Consider the following 25,656-nt stretch of genomic DNA (forward strand, 5'->3'; position numbering starts at 1 on the left):
GTGCGGCCGCGAAAGCCGCGAGCGCGGCGGGCAGCCTCACGGGCGCGACGGCCGGCTCGAACGGCGCGTCATGGGGCAAGCCGCTCGCAAACGGCCTCTTCGGCGACGGCAAGGGCTTGGGCGCGAGCCATGCCGCATCGACGGGCGCCGCCGCGACCGCGCTGAGCGATCCGGCGACAGCGAAGTCGGCCGCCGATGCCTTGACCGCGGCTGCATCCAGCAGCGCGCAGGCTGACAATCTCGCGACGGCGCGCAACGAGGCCGATGCGTCGAGTGCCGCGCTTGCCGCGACGCAGGCGGCGGCCAATGCCGCGAGTACGACGGCCGCGGTGCAGAGCACGGGCAACGCGAGTGCTGCGGCTGCTGCTGCGAATGCGTTGGCGCCGCAGGTCGGCACGAGCGATTGGGAGGAGGCGCTGAGTCAGAAGGTGGTGTTCTTGTCGAATGCGCATTCGCAGAGTGCCGAACTGACGTTGAATCCGAAGGATCTCGGGCCGTTGCAGGTCGTATTGCAGGTGGCCGATAACCATGCGCATGCGCTTTTTGTTTCGCAGCACCAGTCGGTGCGGGAGGCGGTCGAGGCGGCTTTGCCGAAGCTGCGGGAGGCGATGGAGTCCAATGGCATCGGGCTCGGAAGCGCGAGTGTGAGTGATGGGTTTGCCCGGCAGGGCGGCGGACAGCAGAACGCGGGGTCGAGTGGGCGTTCGGGAGGGAAGTCTTCGGGTGGCAGTGGTGGTGCCATTGCCGGGGGCGGGGCGTCTGATAGTGGTGAGGTTGTTGCCGTGCGGCAGGCTGTGGGGTTGGTGGATACGTTTGTGTAGGTTTTTTCGTTGTTCTGGTGGTGTTGCCCCTGTGTGGGGCTGGGCTTTTTTGTCGTTGTTCCTGGGTTTGTTGGCCTTTCCTTGTGTTCATGTCGGTCTATTGGTGCCGCCCCGCACAGGGGAAATTACGAAAAACGACGCTGTATCGCCAGAAGCCTTGTCAGGAAAGACTTTGCGCGAATCGAACGCATGTAGAAAAGACGTTTTTATTTGCGTTCAGGACAATATGCGGACAAGTTCGGCAGGAATCCGGCAGACGCGTTTAGCGGGCTTCTGACGACTTGGCGATGGTTGAAGGGCAACGTATGCCCCGACCCGCGCGAGCGGCACAGCGGGCCGGGATTCAAGCGGTCGGGGTATCGGCGCGTATGGGTGAAGACGTGGTTTTCGGCGCGCCGGTCGTCAGTCGGTATCTTCGTTGGGACGGTCGGACTGCGTGTCCGCCTGTTCCTTCAACCTTTCGCTGTCCCATACGCCGAGGTCAATGGCATGTTGGAGCATTCCTAGCGTTAACTCCTCCTTCGGGAATCGCTTTACTCCACGACGCCGGTCAAGCCATCGCCCAATACACGACAGACCAACCTCAAGCCCTTCCGGACCGAAGTATCGCCCACCGTCATAGTCCCCTGACGCAACGTCGAATTCCCGAAAAAATGCCTCCATGAATTCATCCGCATCAATTCCCGTGACCCCCAAATCTCGCTCAATCTTTGTGGAGAGAATTAACGTGTGCTTTCGCCACAATCCCGCCTGTTTCTCTACAAATTGAAGCAGATTATCCGAGGGTTCCGACTGTTGCATCATTTAATCTGTCCTCCGGTTTTACGATGGTGTTGTAGCGCAAGGTCGTTTTCGTGCTTATCACCACAACATCACAAATACCAATCACCCACCCAATTTCAGGAATAGTCCGACCAACAAAGGCTCCGACGTTATTCGTCCACGATATTTTTAGACTGAAAATTGTCCCTGTAATAGCGGGCAAGTAATCTTTCTTTAGGCGGATATCAATCAGTTCCCGACAAATAAGTGATGCCACCGATACACCCGGAGTTGCCCCTCTGAATTTCGCACGTGTGCTCAAAAATGGATACCCCAGTATGAGCGACATCACGGCAACAACGTCTTGTGTTCCAAATTGTTTCGCCGCCTCTTCAGTCAATAGGCACAAATAAAGCTCAATCGGGGTTAAATCCTTTAGCGTCCCATAGCTATAAAGATTAATCTGTCTTGGTGGCGCGTCATTGCTTATCAGACTTTCATAGTCGTTCATAGATGCCCCGGTCAGGTCGCCGTGTTCTGCTTCACGTCGATTAGTGCGGTCACCGTGCCTTGACTGCCGCCAGTTACGCCTTGCACCACATACTCTTTCTTCAACCGGGCAAACGACAGCGCAACATGTTCTAGCGCCAATCTGTCTCCAGCCGCCGGTTCCACGTGCGTGATGATTACATCAGACATGGTGTATTTCAGATATTCAAGCGGCAAACCACCAGCTTTGCGCATGGTCAACACCACTTTTAGAATATGTTTTCCCTGAAAGCAGTAGCTCGCAAGATTGGGGCTTGCCCGGTCAATCGTATGCGTAAAGTTCAAATCCGAAACCGAAGCCTTTGCCGCCCCACCACCTGAACCAGAATGCATACTGGACTTCTGCGTAACGTTTCAGTTCCAGCCAAGAACCTTAATTTCATCAGGGTGTGTCGCATCTTGCGATTCGCCCGCAATACCGTCAATTTTGAGAAAAATATCTGCCATTGCGATTCCAGTTATGGTTTGGGGCTTCCAGCGTACCCCTTATTCCCATTCGGATTTGCAAAACACTGTCAAGAGTTTGCGCCCCCTCAATCTTGGCCCGTGCCATGATGGCGCGGCCACGATATTCCTTCGCGGCAGTCGTGTTCAGGGCGCGCATGAACGCGCGGTCGATTTTGTGTTTCTGGTGGTTTGCCATTGCGTGTTCCCTTTGGACAATTTCAGGACAATGCACGCCGTGAACGGCTATGCACTACGCGACGCATCATGAACAGTAACTCATTGATTTTCAATGGGTTTGTGTGCTCAATGATACGTCAACGCACGCTATGAACAAGCAAAATCGCCCGCACAGGGGCAACGCCAATAGACCGGCATGAAAACAAGGAAAGGCCAACAAAACCAGAACAACGACAAAAAAGCCCAGCCCTGCACAGGGCCCCTACCCCTTCATCATTAACTTCAACAAAACCTCCACCCGCCTCCCATAAGGCGGCGCAATCCACCCCCGCGCGTTGAACCGCGCCTGCGTCAACACGGGCTTCATCTTCGAGAAAGTCACAAACCCCTCATAACCGTGATACGCCCCCATGCCGCTCGCGCCCACCCCGCCGAACGGCAAACTCTCACACGCGAGATGCATCAGCGTTTCGTTCACCGCCATCCCGCCCGCGATCGTCTCATGCGTCACGCGCTCGATCGTGCCCGTATCGTCGGCATAGAGATAAAGCGCGAGCGGCCGCGGCCGCGCATTGATCCACGCGATCGCGTCGTCGAGCGTGTCGTATGGCACCAGCGGCAGCAGCGGCCCGAAAATCTCCTCCTGCATCAGCGCGCATTCGTCCGGCGCGCCCGTCACCGCGATCAACGGAAAACGCCGGCTCCCGGCATCGGGCACCGCGTCGGTCAGCGCATGCAGTTGCGCGCCGGCAGCCTGCGCTTCGTCGGCGAGACGTTCGAGCCGCTCGAAGTGACGCGCCGATATGATCGACGTGTAATCAGGATTCCGGATGAAGTCGGGGTACATCTTCGCCATGCGCCCGCGCGCCCGCTCGATGAACGCCTGCTCCTTGCCGCGCGGCACCAGCACGTAGTCGGGCGCGATGCAGGTCTGCCCCGCGTTGAGCGTCTTGCCGGCGACGAGGTTGTCGACCGCGTTGTCGAAGCGCGCCTGCGCGCCGATGATCGCCGGCGACTTGCCGCCGAGTTCGAGCGTGACCGGCGTCAGATGCTCGGCCGCCGCGCGCATCACCTCGTGGCCGACCTTCGTCGAACCGGTGAAGAGCAGATGATCGAACGGCTGCGCGCTGAACGCGGCGGCAAGCGCCGCGTCGCCGTTGACGACCGCGACGTGATTGCGCGCGAAGGTCTGACCGATCAACTGCTCGAATAGCGCCGAGGTGCGCGGCGTGAGTTCGGACATCTTGATGATCGCGCGATTGCCGGCCGTCAGTGCGCTGATCAGCGGCCCGACCGCGAGCAGCACCGGATAATTCCACGGCACGATGATGCCCACCACGCCGAGCGGCTGCGGCACCACCTTCGCGCGCGCGGGCAGCAGCCACTTGTTGGTGCTGCGGCGCTGTGCTTTCATCCAGCGCTTGCCGTGGCGCAGCGCGGCATCGATCTCTTCCTTCACGAGCAGGAATTCGGCGAGCAGCACTTCCTGCTTTGAGCGATTGCCGAAGTCGGTATGCATCGCCTCGGCGAGCGCGTCGCGATGGTCGAGCATGAGCTTGCGCAGCGCACGCAGATGCGCCGCGCGCGCGTCCCACGACGGATACGGCTCGCGCAGATACGCGTGACGCTGATCGCGCAGCAGCGCTTCGAGCGCGGCGACCTCCGGCAGATCGTTTTTCATCCGAGTCCACTCCCTGATCGATGACGGTGCGCGTGGGCCGCGCTGATGAGTTTGCTGGTTCGCTGGCACTGGTCGGCCATGCATCTGTTTGATCGCTACGTGTGACGCCGCGTGCGAGGGGGATGGCGCGCACCGCGTCATGTTTGAATGCCTCGCGCGGCCGGCTTGTGGCCGGTTGGCGGCCGCGTATGCATGCCGCGCGCGTCGTTCATCATAGGGGCGCGACGGTACCGGCGTTTAGAGGAATCGCTCTGTCCCGAAGCCGCCGCAGCCTCCGCAACGCTCCCTACAATGCGCAGAAAACACACGTAGACAACTGTGCACGAGACAGGGTCCGCGCGCCACGCGGTCCATCAGGAGGAGCGCATGCAATATGACTACATCATCGTCGGGGCGGGCTCGGGTGGTTGCTCGCTCGCGAGCCGGCTCGCGGATAGCTGCCCCGATGCGACCATCGCGCTGATCGAAGCCGGTCCGCACACCGGGCGCAATCTGCTCGTGAACATGCCTGTGGGCGTCGCGGCCGTGGTGCCGAACCGGCTCAAGACCAACTACGGCTATCTGACCACGCCGCAGCCGGGGCTCGCCGGGCGGCGCGGTTATCAGCCGCGCGGACGCGGCTTCGGCGGATCGAGTGCGATCAACGCGATGATCTACACGCGCGGCCATCCGCTCGATTACGACGAATGGGCGCAGCTCGGCTGCGCGGGCTGGTCATGGGCCGACGTGCTGCCGTATTTTCGCCGCGCCGAAGGCAACGAGCGCGGCGCCGATGCATGGCACGGCGACACGGGGCCGCTGAGCGTATCCGATCTGCGCTTCCAGAATCCGTTTTCGAAACGCTTCGTGCAGGCCGCGCTCGAAGCGGGCTACAAACCGAATCGCGATTTCAACGGCGCGGACCAGGAAGGTATCGGCTTCTATCAGGTGACGCAGCGCGACGGCCGTCGTTGCAGCGTGGCGCGTGCCTATATCTACGACCGGCCGCGCGCGAATCTGCACATGATCGCCGATGCGACCGTGCTGCGCGTCGTCTTCGACGGCAAGCGCGCGAGCGGCGTCGAAATCGTGCGCGGCGGCCGCACCGAAACGCTCGAAGCGCGCGCCGAGGTCGTGCTTGCCGCGGGCGCGTTCAATTCGCCGCAACTGTTGATGTGCTCGGGCATCGGGCCGGCCGCGCAATTGCGCTCGCTCGGCATCGACGTATTGCACGATGCGCCGGACGTCGGCCGCAACCTCATCGATCATGTCGATTTCACGATCAACAAGCGCACGAAGTCGATCGAGCCGACCGGCTTCTCGGTGCGCGGCATCGCGCGGATGCTGCCGCAATTCGTCACGTTCATGCGGCATGGGCGCGGCATGCTGTCGAGCAATGTGGCCGAGGCCGGCGGCTTTCTGAAGAGCCGGCCGACGCTCGAACGGCCCGATCTGCAACTGCATTTCTGCGCCGCGCTCGTCGACGATCACAATCGCCACATGCATTGGGGCCACGGCTATTCGCTGCACGTGTGCGTGCTGCGTCCGCATAGCCGCGGCACGGTCACGCTCGCGAGCGCCGATGCGCGCGTCGCGCCGCTGATCGATCCGTGCTTCCTCGGCGATACGCGCGATCTCGATCTGCTCGTCGACGGCGTGAAGATGGCGCGGCGCATTCTCGATGCGCCATCGCTCGCGCTGTATGGCGGTCAGGAGCTGTACACGCGGCCGGGGCAATCGGATGCGGAGTTGCGTCAGACTATCGCGAGGCATGCCGACACGATCTATCACCCGGTCGCGACGTGCCGCATGGGCGGCGACGCGCGCTCGGTCGTCGATCCGCAATTGCGCGTGCGGGGTGTGAGCGGGCTGCGGATCGTCGATGCGTCGGTGATGCCGACGCTGATCGGCGGCAACACCAATGCGCCGACGGTGATGATCGGCGAGCGCGCGGCCGAGTTGATCGCGGCGAGCCGGCGGGAAGGGGAGGGCGCGCTGCGGGCCGTGAGCGGTGTGGGTAGCGTGAGTGGCGTGGCGGCGCGCGCGGCGTGAGGTAACGTGACGTGAGACGAGGCGAGGTGATGGCGAAAGGCATGAGAGCACCAAGGCAACCCATGCGCAGCGAGGCAAACGCCTGGCCGAACTAACGGGCTAACGAACTAACTTGCCACTTATCCTAGCCTTCCACCGCACGTCATTCGGCAGCAGCCGTTGACGCGCCACCCGCCGTCGCAATTCCGTTGAAGCCGATCCCCGGCCCGACCATGAAGTCATCGTTGACCTGCGCCGGCAGCGTTTCGCGCGCGACGTCGAGCCACGCACGTGCCGCATGCGACAGATAGCCGTTGCGGCGCCAGCCGATCGCCATTTCCCACGGAATCTCCGGCTCGACGACCGGCAGGCAGGTGAACTGAGCGGGATCGAGCCGCCGGCAATACGGCGCGGGCAGGAGCGCGATGCCGACCCCGGCGAGCACCAGCGCCGCCATGAAATCCCAATGCCCGCTGCGCCCGACGATCGCCGGTGCGAAACCGGCCGCGCGGCACGCGTTGAGCACGACGTCGTTGAGCGCGAGGCTCTCGCCGTAGAACACGAATGGTTCGTTCGCGAGCTGCGCGAGCGGCACTGCGCGCAGTGCATCCCAACGCGAGCCGTTGCGCGCGACGAGCCAGAGCAACTGACGCGAGATCGGTAGCACGTCGATATGCTCGGGATCGACCGGTTGCAGCACACCGCCCAATTCGAGCTCGCCATCGATCAGCGCCGCTTCGATCGCGCGCGAACCCTGCTCGAACAGCTTCAGTTCGATCTTCGGATAGCGCTGGCGGAACGCGGCAATCGCCGGCGTGAACAGCGCACCGCCCATCGGCGGGATGCCGATCGTCAGTTCGCCACGCCCGAGCGTGTCGAGATCGTTGAGTTCGGATTGCAACTGCGCATGCGCGGCCAGCACGTCCTGGCCGCGCTGATAGACGATCCGGCCGGCGTCGGTGAGCACCATCTGGCGGCCGTCGCGCAGCAGAAGCGGCGAGCCGATCTCGTCTTCCAGCGACTTGACCATCTTGCTGATGGTCGGCTGCGTGACGAACATCTGCTCGGCGGCCACGGTGAAGCTCTGCTGTCGGACCACTTCGACGAAATAGCGCAGCGCACGCAGCTCCATGATCCTGTCTCCAGATTCCAGATCGGAATGATTCGGGCGATTGTAAGTCATGGCATTGATGGCGCGACGGCGTCTGTCATGCCAGATGCCATGCCGATTTGCTACAATCGCCGTTCGTCTTCGAGGAGCGTTGCGACGGGTACCGCGAATCCCTATTCGCCGGCCGCCCGCCAGGCTCGAAGGCTTCAATCGGAGGGCCGGATGCGCGTTGCGCCATCCCATCCCCCGCATCGAACCGCGCTCACGTCACATTTCTAGTCAATTTCTTAGAAAGGAGGGCGTGATGAACGCCGCAGTCATCGATTCCCAGAACCAGGATTACCTCGTTGCCGACATGTCGCTGGCCGACTGGGGCCGCAAGGAACTCACGATTGCCGAGACCGAAATGCCCGGCCTCATGCAAACGCGTGAAGAATACAAGGCGCAGCAGCCGCTGAAGGGCGCGCGCATCGCAGGTTCGCTGCACATGACGATCCAGACCGGCGTGCTGATCGAGACGCTGACCGCGCTCGGCGCCGACGTGCGCTGGGCTTCGTGCAACATCTTCTCGACCCAGGATCACGCCGCCGCCGCGATCGCCCAGGCCGGCACGCCGGTGTTCGCGTTCAAGGGCGAATCGCTCGACGAATACTGGGAGTTCTCGCACCGCATCTTCGAATGGCCGAACGGCGAGTTCGCCAACATGATCCTCGACGACGGCGGCGACGCCACGCTCCTGCTGATCCTCGGCTCGAAGGCCGAGAAAGACCGCTCGGTGATCGCGAAGCCGACCAACGAGGAAGAAGTCGCACTGTACAAGTCGATCGCGACGCACCTCGATGCCGATCCGGCGTGGTACTCGAAGCGCCTCGCGCACATCAAGGGCGTCACCGAGGAAACCACCACCGGCGTGCACCGTCTGTACCAGATGGAGAAGGAAGGCCGCCTGCCGTTCCCGGCGATCAACGTCAACGACTCGGTCACGAAGTCGAAGTTCGACAACCTGTACGGCTGCCGCGAGTCGCTCGTCGACGGCATCAAGCGCGCGACCGACGTGATGATTGCGGGCAAGATCGCGGTCGTGGCCGGTTACGGCGACGTGGGCAAGGGCTGCGCGCAATCGCTGCGCGGTCTCGGCGCCACCGTGTGGGTGACCGAAATCGATCCGATCTGCGCATTGCAGGCGGCGATGGAAGGCTACCGCGTCGTGACGATGGAATACGCGGCCGACAAGGCCGACATCTTCGTGACAGCCACCGGCAACTACCACGTGCTGAACCACGATCACCTGAAGGCGATGCGCCATAACGCGATCGTCTGCAACATCGGCCACTTCGACTCGGAAATCGACGTTGCGTCGACTCGCCAGTACCAGTGGGAAAACATCAAGCCGCAAGTCGACCACATCATTTTCCCGGACGGCAAGCGCGTGATCCTGCTGGCCGAAGGCCGCCTCGTGAACCTCGGCTGCGCGACGGGCCACCCGTCGTTCGTGATGTCGAACTCGTTCACGAACCAGACGCTCGCGCAGATCGAACTGTTCACGCAGGGCGCGAAGTACGAGAACAAGGTGTACGTGCTGCCGAAGCATCTCGACGAGAAGGTCGCGCGTCTGCACCTCGCGCGCATCGGCGCGAACCTGACCGTGCTGTCCGACGAGCAGGCCGGCTACATCGGCGTCGACAAGAACGGTCCGTTCAAGCCGAACCACTACCGCTATTGAGCACGCGCGCGCACTTCGGTGCGCGCTGGCTCATCGGCACGCGGGCGGCTACGCAGGCGCAACGTCGCCAGGGCGCAAGGGCATCACCGGAACGGGGCGGCGCATCATGCGCCGCTTTGTTCACTCGCCCGGCTCGCCTCTAGCCGTCTTTTTTTCGTTCAACGGACATCCGGCCCACATCCGGCCCACAAGGAGTTCTCCATGACCGTGCTGCTCACCTGGCTCATCAACGCGCTCGCGCTGCTGATCATCACCTACCTCGTCCCGTCGATCCATATCCGCAGCTTCGGCACGGCGCTGATCGTCGCGGTCGTGCTCGGCCTCATCAACGCGGTCCTGCGGCCGGTGCTGATCCTGCTGACGCTGCCGGTCACGATTCTCACGCTCGGGCTCTTCATTCTGGTGGTCAACGCGCTGTGCTTCTGGCTGTGCGCGTCGCTGCTGAAGGGCTTCGAGGTGTCGGGCTTCTGGTCGGCGTTCTTCGGCTCGATCCTGTACAGCATCGTGTCGTGGCTGCTGTCCGCGCTTATCTTCGGCAACCGCAGTCTCGGTTGACCCACTGAATCATGAATCCGATCGAACTCTCATTCGAATTCTTTCCGCCGAAAACCCAGGACGGCCTCGACAAGCTGCGCGCGACGCGCGCGCAACTCGTGCCGTTCAAACCCAAGTTCGTGTCCGTGACGTTCGGCGCGGGCGGCTCGACGCAACAGGGCACGCTCGACACCGTCATCGAGATGGCGAAGGAAGGCCTCGAGGCCGCGCCGCATCTGTCGTGCGTCGGCTCGTCGAAGGACAACCTGCGCGCGATCCTCAACGAGTACCGCGCGCACGGCATCCGCCATATCGTCGCGCTGCGCGGCGACCTGCCCTCGGGCATGGGCTCGGTCGGCGAGCTGCGCTATGCGTCGGAACTCGTCAGCTTCATTCGCGCCGAGTTCGGCGACTGGTTCTGGATCGAGGTGGCCGGCTATCCGGAATACCATCCGCAGGCGCGCTCGCCGCGTCACGATCTCGAAAACTTCGCGCGCAAGGTGAAGGCCGGCGCGAACTCCGCGATCACGCAGTACTTCTTCAACGCGGACGCGTACTTCCGTTTCGTCGACGATGCGAGGAAGCTCGGCGTCGACGTGCCGATCGTGCCGGGCATCATGCCGATTACGAACTTCTCGCAGCTGATGCGCTTCTCCGAAATGTGCGGCGCCGAAGTGCCGCGCTGGGTTGCTCGCCGGCTCGAGAGTTTCGGCGACGATCGCGAGTCGATCCGCGCGTTCGGGCTCGACGTGGTGACGAACCTGTGCCAGCGCCTCGTCGATGCGAAGGTGCCGGGTCTGCACTTCTACACGCTGAACGCCGCCGCTGCCACCCGGGCGATCTGCGAGCGGCTCGGCGCCTGAGCGCGGGACTGGCGCCCGCGGGCCGTCCCCGCGGGCCGTCGTCCGCGAGCGTAACCGTCCCGAGCGCACGGCCAACCCATCAGCTTCCGCGCGGCCGCAATGGTCGCGCGGCTTCGCGCCGTCCTTTCCTCGTCGGCCTTGAAGGCGTCTCGCGCCAGCCGGCCAGCCGTCCGAACCGGCGGTCATGCCATCGCGCCTGCCCCAGGAAAAACCCTCGCGCGAGGTGCGATCGAGGCGGGAATTTGTCGCCAACAGCGTGGTAAGTACCTGTTGAAGCTCGATTTTGTGCTGTCTATGATCGAAAAACGCAGCCACCCAGGCTACTGCGGAGGACGATATGACAGTGACAAGAAAGACTGCGGCACAACGATGGTTGACGCTTCACGAGTTCTGCCTTCCCGCTCTCGCCGCATGCGCGCTCGCCACGGCCAGCCTCGCGCCTGCCTCGACCGAGGCTGCCACGCTGCCCGACAAGACGCTCATCTTCTGCTCGGAAGGCAGTCCGGCCGGCTTCGACACCGCGCAATACACGACCAGCGTCGAATTCACCGCCGGCTCGTACACGGTCTATAACCGGCTCGTCGAATTCGCGCGCGGCAGCACCGACATCGAGCCGGGCCTCGCCGAAAAGTGGGACGTCTCGCCGGACAATCTCACCTACACGTTCCATCTGCGCCACGGCGTCAAATTCCAGACCACCTCGTTCTTCAAGCCGACCCGCGAATTCAACGCGGACGATGTCGTCTTCACCTACGAGCGCATGCTCGATCCCGATAATGCGTTCCACAAGGCGTATCCGGTCAACTTCCCGTATTTCAACGACCTCGGCCTCGCGAAGAACATCGCGAAGATCGAGAAGGTCGACCCGTACACGGTGCGCTTCACGCTGAAGGAAGTCGACGCGCCGTTCCTGCAGCAGATCGCGATGCCGTTCGCGTCGATCCTGTCGGCCGAATATGCCGACCAGTTGCTGAAGGCGGGCAAGGCGTCCGACATCAACCAGTACCCGGTCGGCACGGGGCCGTTCATCTTCCGCAGCTACACGAAGGACGACACGATCCGCTTCGACGGCAATCCCGACTACTGGAAGCCGGGCATCGTGAAGGTCGGCAAGCTGATCTTCTCGATCACGGTCGATCCGGCCGTGCGTCTGCAAAAACTCAAGCGCGGCGAATGCCAGGTGATGAGCTATCCGCGTCCGGCCGATATTGCCGCCGTGAAGGCGGACCCGTCGCTCGCGATGCCGAGCGAAGTCGGCTTCAACCTCGGCTATATCGCCTACAACACGACGAAGAAGCCGCTCGACAACGTGCTCGTGCGCCGCGCGCTCGACATGGCGATCAACAAGAAGGCGATCATCGAGTCGGTGTACCAGGGCGCGGGCCAGCTCGCGACCAACCCGATGCCGCCGACGCAATGGGGCTACGACAAGAATCTGAAGGACGCGCCCTACGACGTCGACAAGGCGAAGGCACTGCTCAAGCAGGCCGGCTATCCCGATGGCTTCGAGCTGTCGCTATGGGCCATGCCGGTGCAGCGCCCGTATAACCCGAACGCGCGGCTGATGGCGGAAATGCTGCAGGCGGACTGGGCGAAGATCGGCGTCAAGGTGAATATCGGCACGTACGAGTGGGGCGAGTACATCCGCCGCGCGCATGCGGGCGAGCATCAGGCGATGCTGATCGGCTGGACCGGCGACTACGGCGACCCCGACAACTGGCTCGGCGTGTTGCTCGGCTGCGACGCGGTGAACGGCAGCAACTTCTCGAAGTGGTGCTACAAGCCCTATGACGATCTCATCAAGCAGGGCCGCAGCACGACCAACATGGCCGAGCGCACCAAGGCTTATACCGGGGCTCAGGAGATCTTCAAGGACCAGGTGCCGTTCACGCCGATTGCCCACTCCACGGTGTATCAGCCGATCAGCAAGAACGTGACGGGCTTTAAGATCGATCCGTTCGGGCCCACGCAATTCATGGGCGTGGGTTTGAAATAAGCACGGGCGGCGCGTTTTTTGCGCCGTTTTTTGCATCATTGGTTCTGCGAGCCGCGCGCGCCGGGCTGCTCACGCGCGCGGCAAAACGTTTGCCTGAACTGTTTCCTATCGTCAACAGAGGGAATTTCCTCTGCTTGGTGGCCGGCCCAAGCTCAAGTAATATCCCGCTACGCTGGCGCAAGCCGGCCACGATCCTGGAGGAAACATGAAGCAAAACAATCTGTTGCGCGTCGCGCGTAGGACAACGCTCGTCGCTGCCACAGCGGCATCTCTCATCGGCGCGACGTGCGCGCAGGCTGCGGGGATTCCGAACAAGACGCTCGTCTACTGCTCAGAAGGCAGTCCCGCGGGCTTCGATCCGGCGCAGTACACCACGGGCGTCGATTTCACGGCCAACACGTTCACCGTCTATAACCGCCTCGTCGAATTCGAGCGCGGCGGCACCAAGGTCGAGCCCGGCCTCGCCGAAAAATGGGACGTCTCGCCGGACGGCAAGACCTACACGTTCCATCTGCGCCACGGCGTGAAATTCCAGACCACCTCGTTCTTCAAGCCGACGCGCGACTTCAATGCCGACGACGTGATCTTCACGTTCGAGCGCATGCTCGATCCGAACCAGCCGTTCCGCAAGGCGTACCCGGTGCAGTTCCCGTACTTCACCGACATGGGCCTCGACAAGCTGATCACGAAGGTCGAGAAGGTCGACCCGTACACGGTCAAGTTCACGCTGAAGGAAGTCAACGCGCCGTTCATCCAGAACCTGGCGATGGAATACGCATCGATTCTCTCGGCCGAATACACGGATCAGCTGCTGAAGGCCGGCAAGGCCGCCGACATCAACCAGTACCCGGTCGGCACGGGCCCGTTCATTTTCCGCAGCTACACGAAGGACGCGACGATCCGCTTCGACGGCAATCCTGATTACTGGAAGCCGAACGCGGTGAAGATCTCGAAGCTGATCTTCTCGATCACGCCGGATGCCGGCGTGCGCGTGCAGAAGATCAAGCGCGACGAATGCCAGGTGATGAGCTATCCGCGTCCGGCCGACATCGCGCCGCTGAAGGCCGAGCCGAGCCTCGACATGCCTTCGCAGCCGGGCTTCAACCTCGGCTACCTCGCGTTCAACGTGACGCACAAGCCGGTCGACAAGCTCGAAGTGCGTCAGGCGCTCGACATGGCGATCAACAAGAAGGCGATCATCGAGTCGGTGTATCAGGGCGCGGGCCAGCTCGCGACCAACCCGATGCCGCCGACGCAGTGGTCGTTCGTCAAGAACCTGCCGGCCGCCTCGTACGATCCGGCCAAGGCCAAGGATCTGCTCGCGAAGGCCGGCTACCCGAACGGCTTCGACATCACGCTGTGGGCGATGCCCGTGCAGCGCGCCTACAACCCGAACGCGCGCCTGATGGCGGAAATGATCCAGGCCGACTGGGCCAAGATCGGCGTGAAGGCGAAGATCGTCACGTATGAGTGGGGCGAGTACATCAAGCGCGCGCACGCGGGCGAGGACGACACGATGCTGATCGGCTGGACCGGCGACAACGGCGATCCGGACAACTGGCTCGGCACGCTGCTCGGCTGCGAGGCGATCAACGGCAACAACTTCTCGAAGTGGTGCTACAAGCCGTTCGACGATCTGATCCAGAAGGGCCGCACGACGTCGGACGTGGCGACGCGCACGAAGCTGTACGGCGACGCGCAGCACATCTTCGCGCAGCAATTGCCGTTCTCGCCGATCGCGCACTCGACCGTCTATCAGCCGGTCAGCAAGAAGGTGGTCGACATGCGCATCGAACCGCTCGGCTATGCGCGTTTCGACGGCGTGAGTGTCAAGTAATTCGTAACATTGACGCAGTACGCTTTTCGCACGGTTAGAAAACTGGTCGAAATGGTCCGGCGACCGGGGTCACGAGCCCTCGTCGCCGGTTGCGTTTTTTCATCACAAGACCAAAGGGACGAGCCATGTTCCGTTTCGTTTTGCGCCGTATTGGCATGGTGATACCGACGTTCATCGGCATCACGATCCTCGCGTTCGCGCTGATTCACCTGATTCCGGGCGATCCCATCGAAGTGATGATGGGAGAGCGCGGCGTCGATCCCGCGATGCACGCTGCCGCGATGCACCGCCTCGGGCTCGACGAACCCCTGCCGATGCAGTACGTCCACTACATCGGCCGTGCGCTGCACGGCGACCTCGGCACCTCGATCATCACCAACACGAGCGTGATGGGCGAATTCCTCGCGCGCTTTCCCGCCACCGTCGAACTGTCGATCTGCGCGATGCTGTTCGCGTTGATCGTCGGTCTGCCGGCGGGCGTGTTCGCGGCCTTGCGGCGCGGCACGGTGGTCGATCACGGCGTGATGGGCACCGCGCTGACCGGCTACTCGATGCCGATCTTCTGGTGGGGCTTGATCCTCATCATGGTGTTCTCGGTCAAGCTCGGCTGGACGCCGGTGTCGGGCCGCATCGCGGTCGAATACGACATTCCGCACGTGACCGGCTTCATGCTGATCGACGCGCTGATGTCGACCGACGAAGGCGCGTTCACCTCGGCCGTGAGCCATCTGATCCTGCCGGCGATCGTGCTCGGCACGATTCCGCTCGCGGTCGTCGCGCGCATGACGCGCTCGTCGATGCTCGAAGTGCTGCGCGAGGACTACATCCGCACCGCGCGCGCGAAGGGCTTGTCGCCGGCGCGCGTGATCGTCGTGCATGCGTTGCGCAATGCATTGATTCCGGTCGTGACCGTGATCGGCTTGCAGGTCGGCACGCTGCTTGCTGGCGCGGTGCTGACCGAAACGCTGTTTTCCTGGCCGGGCATCGGCAAATGGCTGATCGACGCGATCGGCCGGCGCGATTATCCGGTCGTGCAAGGCGGCATTCTGCTGATCGCCACGCTGGTGATCGTCGTGAACCTCGTCGTCGATCTGTTGTACGGCGTGTTGAACCCACGCATTCGCCATACGAGGTAAATCACTATGGCTGACATTCAAAACACCGTCCCCCAATCGGTCGCCCCGCCGAGCGGCCGCGCACTCGCCGCCCGCGAATTCTGGGCCAACTTCTCGCGCAACCGCGGCGCGGTCGGTGCGGGCATCGTCGTGCTCGTGCTGATCTTCGTCGCGATCTTCGCGCCGCTGATCGCGCCGCACAGCCCGATCGAGCAGTATCGCGACTCGGTGAAGATTCCGCCGGCGTGGCTCGACGGCGGCAACTGGAAGTTCATTCTCGGCACCGACGAAGCGGGCCGCGACATCCTCTCGCGTCTGATGTACGGCGCGCGACTGTCGTTCTGGATCGGCTTCGTGTCGGTCGTGCTCGCGCTGATTCCGGGCATCGTGCTCGGCCTTATCGCCGCGTTCTTCGAGAAGTGGGCCGACACGCCGATCATGCGCATCATGGACGTGCTGCTCGCGCTGCCGTCGCTGCTGCTCGCGGTCGCGGTGGTCGCGATCATCGGCCCCGGTCTCGTCAACACGATGCTCGCGATCGCGATCGTCGCGCTGCCGGGTTACGTGCGTCTCACGCGCGCATCGGCGCAAGGCGAGTTGCAGAAGGAGTACGTGACTGCTTCGCGCGTGGCCGGTGCCGGCACCTTGCGGCTGATGTTCTCGCAGGTGCTGCCGAACTGCACGGCGCCTTTGATCGTGCAGGCGACGCTCGGCTTTTCCTCGGCGATTCTCGATGCCGCCGCGCTCGGCTTCCTCGGCCTCGGCGTGCAGCCGCCGTCGGCGGAGTGGGGCGCGATGCTCGCGTCGGCACGCGATTACATCGACAGCGCATGGTGGATCGTCACGATGCCGGGCCTCTCCATCCTGATCTCGGTGCTCGCGATCAACCTGCTCGGCGACGGGCTGCGCGACGCGCTCGACCCCAAATTGAAGCGGATGGCCTGAACATGAATAACCTGCTGACCATCCGCAATCTCGCGGTCAACTTCAGCGGCCTGCCCGCGGTCGACCGCATCAATCTCGACGTCGCGCCCGGCGAAGTGCTCGGCGTGGTCGGCGAATCGGGCTCGGGCAAGAGCGTGACGATGATGGCGCTGATGGGCCTGATCGACGCGCCCGGCAAGGTCACCGCCGACGAAGTCACGTTCGACGGCAAGAACCTGCTGAAGGCCTCGGCGAAGGAGCGCCGCAGGATCATCGGCAAGGACATCGCGATGGTGTTCCAGGACGCGCTGACGAGCCTGAACCCGAGCTACACGGTCGGCTATCAGATCAAGGAAGTGCTGAAGCTGCACGAGGGCCTGCGCGGCGGCGCGCTGGACAAGCGCGCGCTCGAACTGCTCGACCAGGTCGGCATTCCCGATGCGAAGAGCCGCATCGGCGCATTTCCGCATCAGATGTCGGGCGGCATGAACCAGCGCGTGATGATCGCGATGGCGATCGCCTGCAACCCGAAGCTGCTGATCGCCGACGAGCCGACCACCGCGCTCGACGTGACGATCCAGGCGCAGATCATGGAACTGCTGATGCGCCTGCAGAAGGAACGCGGCATGGCGCTCGTGCTGATTTCGCACGATCTGGCCGTGGTCTCCGAAGTCGCGCAGCGCGTCGCGGTCATGTACGCTGGCGAGGTGATCGAAACGAACCGGGTGCCCGATATTTTCGCGGCGCCTCATCATCCGTACACGGAAGCGCTGCTGGCCGCGATTCCCGAGCACAACGTGGGCGCGGTGCGGCTCGCGGCGTTGCCGGGCATGGTGCCGGGCCGCGACGACCGTCCGAAGGGGTGTCTGTTCGCGCCGCGCTGCAAATACGTGGCCGACGACTGCCTGAAGGCGCGGCCCGCGCTCACGCCGCTGCAAGGTCATGCGGACTTCACGCGCGTGCGTTGCATCAAGCCGCTGAACCTCGACAAGGACGCCAACGTTCACACGCAAGGAGGCGCCCGATGAGCGCAGTACCCGAAACCGGCCGCGAGCCGGATCGTGCCGGCGACCACGTGCTCGTCGCCGATCGGCTCGCGCGCTACTACACGGTCAAGCGCAGCATGTTCGCGTCGGGCACGGTGAAGGCGCTGAACGGCGTCTCGTTCGCGCTCGAACGCGGCAAGACGCTCGCGGTGGTCGGCGAGTCCGGCTGCGGCAAGTCGACGCTCGCGCGCCAGCTGACGATGATCGAAACGCCGAGCGCGGGCCGTCTGCTGATCGACGGCGAGGACGTGGCCGGTGCGAATCACGAGAAGATCGCGGCGCTCAGGCGGCGCGTGCAGATGGTGTTCCAGAACCCGTTCGCCTCGCTCAATCCGCGCAAGACCGTCGAGCAGACGCTCGGCGAGCCGCTCGCGATCAACACGGCCTTGACGGCGACCGAGCGCGCCGAACGCATCGCGCAGATGATGCGCACGGTCGGCCTGCGGCCCGAGCATGCGAAGCGTTATCCGCATATGTTCTCGGGCGGTCAGCGTCAGCGTGTGGCGATTGCGCGCGCGATGATCCTCGATCCGCAGATCGTGGTCGCCGATGAACCGGTGTCCGCGCTCGACGTGTCGATCCAGGCGCAGATTCTGAACCTGTTCATGGACCTGCAGGATCAGTTCAAGACGAGTTATGTGTTCATCTCGCACAACCTCTCGGTGGTCGAGCATATCGCCGACGACGTGATGGTGATGTACTTCGGCGGCGTCGCCGAACTCGGCGACAAGCAGCGCATCTTCTCGAAGCCGCGCCATCCGTACACGCGCGCGCTGATGTCGGCGACGCCGTCGATCTTCGAAGCGGACCGCACGATCAAGATCAAGCTGCAGGGCGAAATGCCTTCGCCGCTCAATCCGCCGTCGGGCTGCACGTTCCATCAGCGCTGCCCGTACGTGATCGACCGTTGCCGCAGCGAGGAGCCCAAGCTGCGCGAGGTGGATGGCCGCCAGGTCTCGTGTCACCGCGCCGAGGAGGTGGGGGACGTGGATGCCTGATGTGGCGGCGGCGCGTCGTCTTGCGCGCCGCTTGCGTGGGGGCGGCCGCGCGGCTGCCTTCTCGCGGCGCTCAGGAGCGCGTGCGCCGGGTGGCGTCGCGCTCGTGGGCGCTTTTTTCTGCGCAGTTTTCTCTACGCTTTTCTCCGCATTTTTCTCGTCGGGGCTCGCGCTGTATCTCGGCGCGGCCGTCCCCCATCTCGCCCACGCGGCCGGCGCGGCGGCCAATGCACCCGGCCAGGCGGGCCGTCCGTCGATAGCGGTGCCGGCCTCGCCACCGCCGCCATCCGTTGCGCCGCCCGCGGCGCCTGGCACCACGGCGAGCGGGCCGGTGCGCGTGCAGCCCGCGCGCATGCCGTTCTATGTCGCGACGCGCGGCACCACCACGATCTACGTGCTCGGCACGCTGCACGTTGGCGATCCGGTCGACTATCCGGTGGGGCAGCCGTTCCGCGCGCCGATCCTTGCCGCGCTCGCCGCCTCGCCGACGCTCGCGCTCGAACTGTCGCCCGACGAACTGCTCGTCTCGCAGGACGACGTATCGAAGTACGGCGTGTGCAAGCGCGACTGCCTGCCGGGCCTGTTGCCCGAGCCGCTGTGGCACAAGCTCGCGCTGCGCCTGCGCGGCAACCCGGCCGCGCTCGATGCGATCAAGAAGATGCGGCCGTGGCTCGCCTCGCTCGTGGTCGAAACCTATGACTCGCTCTCCGCGGGATTGCAGACCGAGTACGGCACCGAAGCGCAATTGCAGAACGTGTATCTGAAGACGCGCGGCAAGATCATCGGACTCGAAACGCTGCAGCAGCAGATGCGCGCGTTCACCGGCTTGTCGGCCGCGCAGCAGCGCGAAATGCTCGCGCAGGACCTCGTGCAGACGCCGGCTCAAAACGTCGCGGACGTGCGCGCGCTGCATCGGCTGTGGCAGGTCGGCGATGCCGATGCGATCGCCGCGTGGCAGGCCGCGAAATCGGAGAAACTCGCGCGCGACAAGCGCGTGTCCAACTCGATCGACAACCGGATCGTCTACGAGCGCAACCGCCGCTTCGTCACGCGGATGCTGCAAATCGCCGCGCCGAACAAGCCGCTGTTCGTCGCGATCGGCGCGCTGCATCTCGGCGGACCGAAAGGCGTGCTGCAATTGTTGCGGCAGCATGGTTTCGTGGTCGAGCCGGGTTGAGCGGCGAGCAACGCTTCTTCGGCGAGCTCCGGTGTGCGGCTGCGTGCATCGTGCATATCGCCAAACGCATCTTCAATGCTGAACACTTCCTACCTTGCTCATGCCCTTGAGCAAAAGCCGGAGTAAAGGCTCCTTCGGGTGCGATTGCAATGCTTCCATTACCCTTTGTAACGTTTTATCCGATTACTCAGGATAGCTAGCGGCCCTCGACGTAATTCTCAGAAAATTCCTATGTTTTTCGCGTCCTGATTTCGATACCTTCGCCAGGCAATATTTCTTAATCGATTAGCACGATTTGGCACGAAGGAGATTCACGGATGGCGCAGGACATTTTCATCAAGATCGACGGTATCGAAGGCGAATCGCAGGACGCGGCGCATCTCAATGAAATCGACGTAATCGGATGGCGCTGGCAGGTGACGCAGCAATCGGCAATGCACGCTGGTTCAGACGGCGGTGTTGCAAAAGCCACGGTTTCCGACCTCGAATTTACTCATCTGCTGGACCGGGCAAGTCCGAACTTGGCGAGCTACTGCTTTTCCGGCAAGCGTATTCGCGAAGCCAGGCTCACCGTGCGACGGGCCGGTGGCGCTCCTCACGAGTACGCAAGAATCATGATGTACGACGTGCTCGTTTCTCATGTCGAGCCCGTGGGTGGCGGTCACGGTTCTCACGAACAGGTGCATCTCTCGTTCGCAAAAATAAAGCATGAGTACATCTTGCAGAACGACCGGGGCGGCAGCGGCGGCACGGTCACCGCGCTGATCGACATCCGGGCGAACAGACAGGAACAGTGAAATGCCGGTGTCCTGTACTTTCACATTGAATCGACGCCCTATGTCGGTGCTGGTTTGTCCGGGGTTTGGGAGTGTTGAGGCGTTTTCGGGGAAGGGGCGCTATATCGATGATCCGGAGTTTACGAACGCGCCTAAAGAGGGCGCTATTCCCAAAGGTACGTATTACATCATCGATCGAGAAAGCGGCGGGCATCTTGGCTGGCTTCTGGATGCAGTCAAGGATCTGTGGGTGGGCACGCGCCGCGAAGAATGGTTTGCTCTCCATTGCGATGACGGCGCCATCGATGACTGGACCTTCGTAGGCAGTGTCCGGCGTGGCAATTTTCGCTTACACCCGGTTGGACGAACTGGGGAGAGCGACGGTTGCATCACGCTTCCATCCCGAGAACAGTTCAACGCGCTTCGCTCATATCTGAAAGCACAGCCACCCGCCTTCGTGCCTGGAACGGTGACCCGATGCTACGGCATGGTCGAGGTGCAATGAAAAGGGCGCTGATTTCTGTCGCTCTCTCATTGATGATGACACTGCCCGTCGCCGCCGGGATTGCACGCTTACCGGGCGTGTATGAATGGTTGGACAGCGGCGCGGGCTATGACTTCTTTGAGCCAGTTTTCATCGCACTCGGTTCGAGCACCGGCGAATACGATACGGACGTCATTGTTGCAATGCTTCTTGTTGCCGGTTTTTTCCTGTCGCTGGCGCTGGTCATTGCGTGCTGGGCGATCGTCAGTCATTTACACCGTGCGTACCGCCGTTGAAGCGTTCACGCACGTCTAACCATGAGATTCAACAAAGCAATGAAAAAAACGCTTATTTGCATCGCGCTCGCACTGGTGATGACACTGCCTGTTATGGTCGGGCTTGCACATTTACCAGGTGTGTTCGAATGGATAGACAGCGGTATGGGCCATGACCTTTTTGAATATCTTTTCATAGCGCTGGACGCCCAAGGCTGCGAAGAAACCGCGGACGTCATCGCCGTAACGATGCTCATTGTCAGCTTCTTTCTGTCACTGGCATTAGTCGTTGCGACTTGGGCAATAGTTGGCCGTTGGCGTCGTATGCACCACCGTTGAAGCGCTCACGAACGTATAACAAGGAGATTCAAGTAGGTAATGAAGAAGACGCTTATTTGCATCACACTCGCGCTGGTGATGACACTGCCCGTTGCAATCGGGATCATACGCATCCCGGGAATGGATGAATGGTTTTCGAGTGGTGCTGACTACGACTTCTTTGAACCACTTTTCAAAGCACTAGGTTCGGATGGCAACGAAAGCAACTCGGATATCGTTTTCGCAACGATGCTCATTACCAGTTTCTTCCTGTCGCTGGCGCTAATCATTGCGTGCTGGGCGATTGTCAGCCATTTACACCGTGCGTACCGCCGTTGAAGCGTTCACGCACGTCTAACCACGAGATTCAACAAAACAATGAAAAAGACGCTTATCTGCTTCGTGCTCGCACTGGTGATGACACTACCCGTCACGGCCGGGCTTGCGCGCTTCCCGGGTATTGATGAATGGATAAGCAACGGTACGGGCCATGAACTTTTTGAACATCTTTTCATCGCGCTGGATGCCCGCGGCTGGGAAGAAACCGAGGACGTTATCGTCGTCACGATGCTCATTGTCAGCTTCTTTCTGTCACTGGCATTAGTCGTTGCAACTTGGGCGATAGTTGGCCGTTGGCGTCGTATGCACCGCCGTTGAAGCACTCACAAACGTATAACAAGGAGATTCAAGTAGGTAATGAAAAAGACGCTTATTTGCATCACACTCGCGCTGGTGATGACACTGCCAGTCGGAGTCGGGATTGCATACATCCCGGGTGTTGCTGAATGGTTTGCGAGCGGGTCAGGCTATGAATTCTTCACCCCGCTTTTTAAAGCACTGGACTCTCACGGCAGCGAAACCAACTCCGACATCATCTTCGGCACGTTGTACACCGTCAGTTTTATTCTCTCGCTGATGTTAGTGGCCATCCTTCTGGCAATCGTCAACCGTTGGCGTCGCACGCACCGCCATTGAAGCGCTCACAAACGTATAACAATGAGATTCAAGAAGATAATGAAGAAGACGCTTATTTGCATCACGTTCGCACTGGTGATGACATTACCAGTCGGAGCCGGGATTCTGTGCATCCCCGCTGTTGATGAATGGCTGGACACCGGCTCAGGCTACGAGTTCTTCACTCCGCTTTTCCAGGCACTGGACTCTCACGGCAGCGAAACCAACTCTGACATCATCTTCGGCACGCTGTACACCGTCAGTTTTACTCTCTCGCTGATGTTAGCGGCCGCCCTTCTGGCAATCGTCAGCCGTTGGCGCCGCACACACCGCCACTAGACCTCGGGCTCACCGCACGCACCGCAACGGCCACCATCACATCGCACCACACGATCCAGCGCCCCGCCTCAAAACGGAGCGCCGGATCCATCACACACGTTCGATAGCCAGCCGCAGCCCGCTTCACCAAATACACCAAACCCGCCAGCCGCGCGACTCAAACGCGCGCAGCACCCGCAGCATGAACCTCGATACCCGCGGCAGCGAGCGCATCGCGAATGCGCCGCGCAAAAGCCAGCGCGTGCGGGCCGTCGCCGTGCAGGCAGATGGTCTGCGCGTTGAGCGGCACCCAGCGGCCATCGACAGCCTTCACGCGTTGCTCGCGGATCATCGTGAGCGTGCGCGCGAGCACTTCGTTTTCATCGTCGAGCAGCGCGCCCGGCTCCTTGCGCGGCACGAGCGAACCATCGGCGCGATAGCCGCGATCGGCGAACACCTCCTCGATCGCGATGAGGCCCACGTCGCGCGCGGCGTTCACGAGCCTGCTGTTGGCAAGCGCGAACACCGCGACCGACGGATCGAAGTCGTGCACCGCCGAGACGATCGCGTCGGCGATCCCGGCATCGCGCGCAGCCTGGTTGTACAGCGCGCCGTGCGGCTTCACGTGCGCGATACGGCCGCCCTCGGCCTGCGCGATCGCGGACAGCGCGCCGAGCTGATACAGCACGCCCGCGTAGATGTCGTTGGCCGGCAAATCCATTTCCTTGCGGCCGAAATTCTCGGGATCGTTGAAGCTCGGATGCGCACCGATCGACACGCCTTTGCGCACGGCCCAGCGCACGCAGTCGCGCATGGCGTTGGGGCCGCCGGCGTGCCAGCCGCATGCGATGTTGGCGGAGCTGACGAGATCGAGCAACGCCTCGTCGGTTCCGCAGCCCTCGCCGAGGTCGGCATTCAGATCGATTTCCATGGGGTTCCTCTCTCTCTTTAGTGTTATAGCGTTGCGGTCGCCTACTGGCGCGCGCAACGTTCTTCATGCATCGCGATCGCGGCGTCGATCTGCCGCAGATACGCGCGTTCTTCCTGCAAAGCCTGGCGCGCCTCGTGGGGCGTCGTCGGGATGAAACGGATCGCCGCGTTCAGGCGCACCTGCGCGAGCTTCCACAGATCGGCCTGGATCACCGCGCCGATCTTCGGATAGCCGCCGGTGGTTTGCGCGTCGCTCATCAGCACGATCGGCTGACCGTTCGGCGGCACCTGGACCGTGCCCGGCAGCACCGCGTGCGACAGCAGATCGGTCTTGTGCGTGCGTTCGAGCTGAGTGCCGGCGAGCCGGTAGCCCATGCGGTTGCTGTTCGGCGTGACGAGCCACTCGTCGGACCAGAACGACTGCTGCGCGGCGTCGGTGAAGCTGTCGTATTCGGGGCCGCGCAGCACGCGGATCGGCACGGCCCACGGCACGCCCGACGGATGCCGGCCGCGCCGCAACGGCTCGTGGACCAGCACGAACTTGCACCATGCGGGCGCCTTGACGCCGAACTCGGGCGCCTCGGGCGAGAAGCTCGCGCGAGCGCGTGGCGGCGTCGCGCCGACCGGCAGACGGTCGCCGTCGACGAGCGCCCGCCCGCCGAGTCCGCCGAAATGGCCAGCGAGATCGGTGCTGCGCGAGCCGAGCATCGGCAGCACGTCGATGCCGCCCGCGATGCACACGTAGCCGCGCATGCCGCGCTTCGCCGCGTTCAGCACGAGTTCCTGGCCGGCCTGCACGGGCAGGCTCCACCAGGAGTAGACCGGCTTGCCGTCGAGCGTTGCACCGAATTCGGTGCCGGTGATCGCGACGCGCGTCGCGCGCAGAAAGCGCAGCACGGTCGGGCCGAAGGTGATTTCGAGGCCGGCCGCGTCGGGCCGGTTGCCGACCAGCCGGTTGCCGACTTCGAGCGCGAGCCGGTCGAGCGCCCCGCCCATCGCGACGCCGAGATGGCGGTGGCCGTGGCGGCCGAGGTCCTGAATCGTGGTCAGAAGACCCGCGCGGATCACGTCGATCATGCGTGCATCCCCGCGATTGTGAAGCGCACCCGGTCGCCCGGTTGCAGCAGCGTGGGCGGACGGCGCGCCGGGTCGAACAGCGGCACCTCGGTGCGGCCGATCAGCTGCCAGCCGCCCGGCGACACGGCCGGATAAATGCCGGTCTGCTCGCCGCCGATGCCGACCGAGCCGACCGGCACCTCGAACCGCGGCGACGCGCGGCGCGGCGTGTGCAGCGCGGCGTCGAGCCCGCCCATATACGCGAAGCCCGGCTGGAAGCCGATGAAGAAGACCACATAACAGCCGCCCGCATGACGCTCGACGACCTCGCACGCGGTCAGCCCCGTGTGTTCCGCGACCGCGTGCAGGTCGGGGCCGAACTTGCCGCCGTACTGCACCGGAATCTCGATGTCGCGGCCGGGCGCGTCGGTTGCGCTCGCCGCGCTCCAGGCCGCGAGCAGTTGTTCGGCGAGCGCGCCGGCATCGGCTTCGAGCGGGTCGAACACGAGCGTCAGATTGTTCATGCCGGGCACGACTTCGAGCACATGGGCCCAGTCGCGCGCGGCAATCGCCGTGGCCCACACGCGCTGCTGGCATTCCAGCGTGGCGGGCGGCGGCGCTTCGCAGACGAGCGCGGCATCGCCGAGAGGAAAAATTCGTGGTTGGCTCATGGCTTGACGGTCTGGGTCGAGTCGAAAGAGGCGGCGGACAGCGCGGCGGCAGTCGCGACGATTCCCGCGATTACCGTAATTATTGCGACGAAGCGTGAGGCATACA

General features: G+C 62.9%; 28 protein-coding genes, 1 pseudogene and 1 riboswitch. Of the genes and pseudogenes, 20 read left to right on the forward strand and 9 right to left on the reverse strand.

Annotation, left to right across the window (positions count from 1 at the left end):
• The coding region (locus F3J20_RS21125) for a flagellar hook-length control protein FliK (protein ID WP_167284424.1) at positions 1 to 821 on the forward strand (821 nt) is incomplete at its 5' end.
• Between the two features lie 402 nt (positions 822 to 1,223).
• Here F3J20_RS21125 and F3J20_RS21130 read toward each other — a convergent pair.
• From F3J20_RS21130 to F3J20_RS21150, 5 genes and pseudogenes are all read right to left on the reverse strand, one after another.
• The gene (locus F3J20_RS21130; RefSeq protein WP_240162855.1) at positions 1,224 to 1,625 is read right to left on the reverse strand and encodes a DUF1493 family protein; all 402 of its coding nucleotides are present in this window, start codon (positions 1,623 to 1,625) and stop codon (positions 1,224 to 1,226) included.
• Complete coding sequence (locus F3J20_RS21135) at positions 1,597 to 2,094, reverse strand: STM2901 family protein (protein ID WP_167284425.1); 498 nt, start codon at positions 2,092 to 2,094, stop codon at positions 1,597 to 1,599. The genes F3J20_RS21130 and F3J20_RS21135 overlap by 29 nt, the downstream gene beginning before the upstream one ends.
• Before the next feature lie 11 nt (positions 2,095 to 2,105).
• Positions 2,106 to 2,579, reverse strand: a pseudogene (locus tag F3J20_RS21140) (type VI secretion system tube protein Hcp).
• Positions 2,554 to 2,775: a hypothetical protein gene (locus tag F3J20_RS21145; RefSeq protein ID WP_167284426.1), complete on the reverse strand. Its 222-nt coding sequence runs from the start codon at positions 2,773 to 2,775 to the stop codon at positions 2,554 to 2,556. The pseudogene F3J20_RS21140 and the gene F3J20_RS21145 overlap by 26 nt, the downstream one beginning before the upstream one ends.
• A 243-nt stretch (positions 2,776 to 3,018) precedes the next feature.
• Positions 3,019 to 4,437 (reverse strand): coniferyl aldehyde dehydrogenase, encoded by a 1,419-nt coding sequence (locus tag F3J20_RS21150; RefSeq protein WP_167284427.1) that lies wholly within the window; start codon positions 4,435 to 4,437, stop codon positions 3,019 to 3,021.
• Between the two features lie 366 nt (positions 4,438 to 4,803).
• Between F3J20_RS21150 and F3J20_RS21155 the strand changes: the two genes are divergently transcribed.
• Positions 4,804 to 6,468, forward strand: coding sequence for a GMC family oxidoreductase N-terminal domain-containing protein (locus tag F3J20_RS21155; RefSeq protein WP_167284428.1), 1,665 nt, complete (start codon positions 4,804 to 4,806; stop codon positions 6,466 to 6,468).
• A gap of 142 nt (positions 6,469 to 6,610) precedes the next feature.
• Here the strand turns inward: F3J20_RS21155 and F3J20_RS21160 are convergent, their stop codons facing one another.
• Positions 6,611 to 7,579, reverse strand: coding sequence for a LysR family transcriptional regulator (locus tag F3J20_RS21160; RefSeq protein WP_167284429.1), 969 nt, complete (start codon positions 7,577 to 7,579; stop codon positions 6,611 to 6,613).
• Positions 7,580 to 7,695: 116 nt separating this feature from the next.
• Positions 7,696 to 7,829: riboswitch (S-adenosyl-L-homocysteine riboswitch) on the forward strand.
• Between the two features lie 33 nt (positions 7,830 to 7,862).
• On the opposite strand from F3J20_RS21160, the gene ahcY reads away from it, so the two are divergent.
• From ahcY to F3J20_RS21250, 18 genes are all read left to right on the forward strand, one after another.
• Positions 7,863 to 9,281, forward strand: a complete 1,419-nt coding sequence (gene ahcY / locus F3J20_RS21165) for an adenosylhomocysteinase (RefSeq protein WP_167047423.1) — start codon at positions 7,863 to 7,865, stop codon at positions 9,279 to 9,281.
• A 201-nt stretch (positions 9,282 to 9,482) separates the two neighbouring features.
• Positions 9,483 to 9,836, forward strand: a complete 354-nt coding sequence (locus tag F3J20_RS21170) for a phage holin family protein (protein ID WP_167047426.1) — start codon at positions 9,483 to 9,485, stop codon at positions 9,834 to 9,836.
• A gap of 11 nt (positions 9,837 to 9,847) precedes the next feature.
• Positions 9,848 to 10,678, forward strand: coding sequence for a methylenetetrahydrofolate reductase [NAD(P)H] (gene metF, locus F3J20_RS21175; protein ID WP_167047429.1), 831 nt, complete (start codon positions 9,848 to 9,850; stop codon positions 10,676 to 10,678).
• 337 nt (positions 10,679 to 11,015) lie between these two features.
• Entirely contained in the window at positions 11,016 to 12,674 is a 1,659-nt protein-coding gene (locus tag F3J20_RS21180) for an ABC transporter substrate-binding protein (RefSeq protein ID WP_167047432.1), read from the forward strand.
• 205 nt (positions 12,675 to 12,879) lie between these two features.
• Positions 12,880 to 14,511 (forward strand): ABC transporter substrate-binding protein, encoded by a 1,632-nt coding sequence (locus F3J20_RS21185; RefSeq protein ID WP_167284430.1) that lies wholly within the window; start codon positions 12,880 to 12,882, stop codon positions 14,509 to 14,511.
• 125 nt (positions 14,512 to 14,636) lie between these two features.
• Positions 14,637 to 15,647 carry an ABC transporter permease subunit gene (locus F3J20_RS21190; protein WP_167047438.1) on the forward strand — a complete coding sequence of 337 codons (1,011 nt, stop codon included), beginning with the start codon at positions 14,637 to 14,639 and terminating at the stop codon, positions 15,645 to 15,647.
• Positions 15,648 to 15,653: 6 nt separating this feature from the next.
• Positions 15,654 to 16,571 (forward strand): ABC transporter permease subunit, encoded by a 918-nt coding sequence (locus F3J20_RS21195; RefSeq protein WP_167047441.1) that lies wholly within the window; start codon positions 15,654 to 15,656, stop codon positions 16,569 to 16,571.
• A 2-nt stretch (positions 16,572 to 16,573) separates the two neighbouring features.
• Entirely contained in the window at positions 16,574 to 17,578 is a 1,005-nt protein-coding gene (locus tag F3J20_RS21200; protein ID WP_167284431.1) for an ABC transporter ATP-binding protein, read from the forward strand.
• A complete protein-coding gene (locus tag F3J20_RS21205; protein ID WP_167047447.1) occupies positions 17,575 to 18,594 on the forward strand; it encodes a peptide ABC transporter ATP-binding protein in 1,020 nt (339 codons plus the stop codon). The genes F3J20_RS21200 and F3J20_RS21205 overlap by 4 nt, the downstream gene beginning before the upstream one ends.
• A complete protein-coding gene (locus F3J20_RS21210) occupies positions 18,587 to 19,768 on the forward strand; it encodes a TraB/GumN family protein (protein WP_167284432.1) in 1,182 nt (393 codons plus the stop codon). The genes F3J20_RS21205 and F3J20_RS21210 overlap by 8 nt, the downstream gene beginning before the upstream one ends.
• 317 nt (positions 19,769 to 20,085) lie before the next feature.
• The gene (locus F3J20_RS21215; RefSeq protein WP_167284433.1) at positions 20,086 to 20,565 is read left to right on the forward strand and encodes a type VI secretion system tube protein Hcp; all 480 of its coding nucleotides are present in this window, start codon (positions 20,086 to 20,088) and stop codon (positions 20,563 to 20,565) included.
• 1 nt (position 20,566) lies between these two features.
• On the forward strand, positions 20,567 to 21,049 hold the full coding sequence (locus F3J20_RS21220) for a DUF2778 domain-containing protein (RefSeq protein WP_167284434.1): 483 nt from the start codon (positions 20,567 to 20,569) through the stop codon (positions 21,047 to 21,049).
• Positions 21,046 to 21,324, forward strand: coding sequence for a hypothetical protein (locus tag F3J20_RS21225; RefSeq protein WP_167047459.1), 279 nt, complete (start codon positions 21,046 to 21,048; stop codon positions 21,322 to 21,324). Before F3J20_RS21220 ends, F3J20_RS21225 begins: the two co-directional genes overlap by 4 nt.
• Positions 21,325 to 21,345: 21 nt before the next feature.
• Positions 21,346 to 21,642, forward strand: coding sequence for a hypothetical protein (locus tag F3J20_RS21230; RefSeq protein ID WP_167047461.1), 297 nt, complete (start codon positions 21,346 to 21,348; stop codon positions 21,640 to 21,642).
• A gap of 39 nt (positions 21,643 to 21,681) precedes the next feature.
• The gene (locus F3J20_RS21235) at positions 21,682 to 21,960 is read left to right on the forward strand and encodes a hypothetical protein (protein ID WP_167284435.1); all 279 of its coding nucleotides are present in this window, start codon (positions 21,682 to 21,684) and stop codon (positions 21,958 to 21,960) included.
• Between the two features lie 39 nt (positions 21,961 to 21,999).
• A complete protein-coding gene (locus F3J20_RS21240) occupies positions 22,000 to 22,278 on the forward strand; it encodes a hypothetical protein (protein ID WP_167284436.1) in 279 nt (92 codons plus the stop codon).
• Between the two features lie 39 nt (positions 22,279 to 22,317).
• Entirely contained in the window at positions 22,318 to 22,596 is a 279-nt protein-coding gene (locus F3J20_RS21245) for a hypothetical protein (protein WP_167284437.1), read from the forward strand.
• 39 nt (positions 22,597 to 22,635) lie between these two features.
• Positions 22,636 to 22,914 carry a hypothetical protein gene (locus F3J20_RS21250; protein WP_167284438.1) on the forward strand — a complete coding sequence of 93 codons (279 nt, stop codon included), beginning with the start codon at positions 22,636 to 22,638 and terminating at the stop codon, positions 22,912 to 22,914.
• A gap of 157 nt (positions 22,915 to 23,071) precedes the next feature.
• Here F3J20_RS21250 and pxpA read toward each other — a convergent pair whose 3' ends face one another.
• From pxpA to pxpB, 3 genes are read right to left on the reverse strand one after another with little or no spacing between them, the layout of a single operon-like run.
• A complete protein-coding gene (gene pxpA, locus F3J20_RS21255; protein ID WP_167047472.1) occupies positions 23,072 to 23,824 on the reverse strand; it encodes a 5-oxoprolinase subunit PxpA in 753 nt (250 codons plus the stop codon).
• Positions 23,825 to 23,865: 41 nt separating this feature from the next.
• Positions 23,866 to 24,900, reverse strand: a complete 1,035-nt coding sequence (locus F3J20_RS21260) for a biotin-dependent carboxyltransferase family protein (protein WP_167047475.1) — start codon at positions 24,898 to 24,900, stop codon at positions 23,866 to 23,868.
• Positions 24,897 to 25,550, reverse strand: coding sequence for a 5-oxoprolinase subunit PxpB (gene pxpB / locus F3J20_RS21265; protein ID WP_167284439.1), 654 nt, complete (start codon positions 25,548 to 25,550; stop codon positions 24,897 to 24,899). The genes F3J20_RS21260 and pxpB overlap by 4 nt, the downstream gene beginning before the upstream one ends.
• Positions 25,551 to 25,656: the final 106 nt, after the last annotated feature.

The organism is Paraburkholderia sp. Cy-641 (assembly GCF_011752945.1).
Classification (GTDB): Bacteria; Pseudomonadota; Gammaproteobacteria; order Burkholderiales; family Burkholderiaceae; genus Paraburkholderia.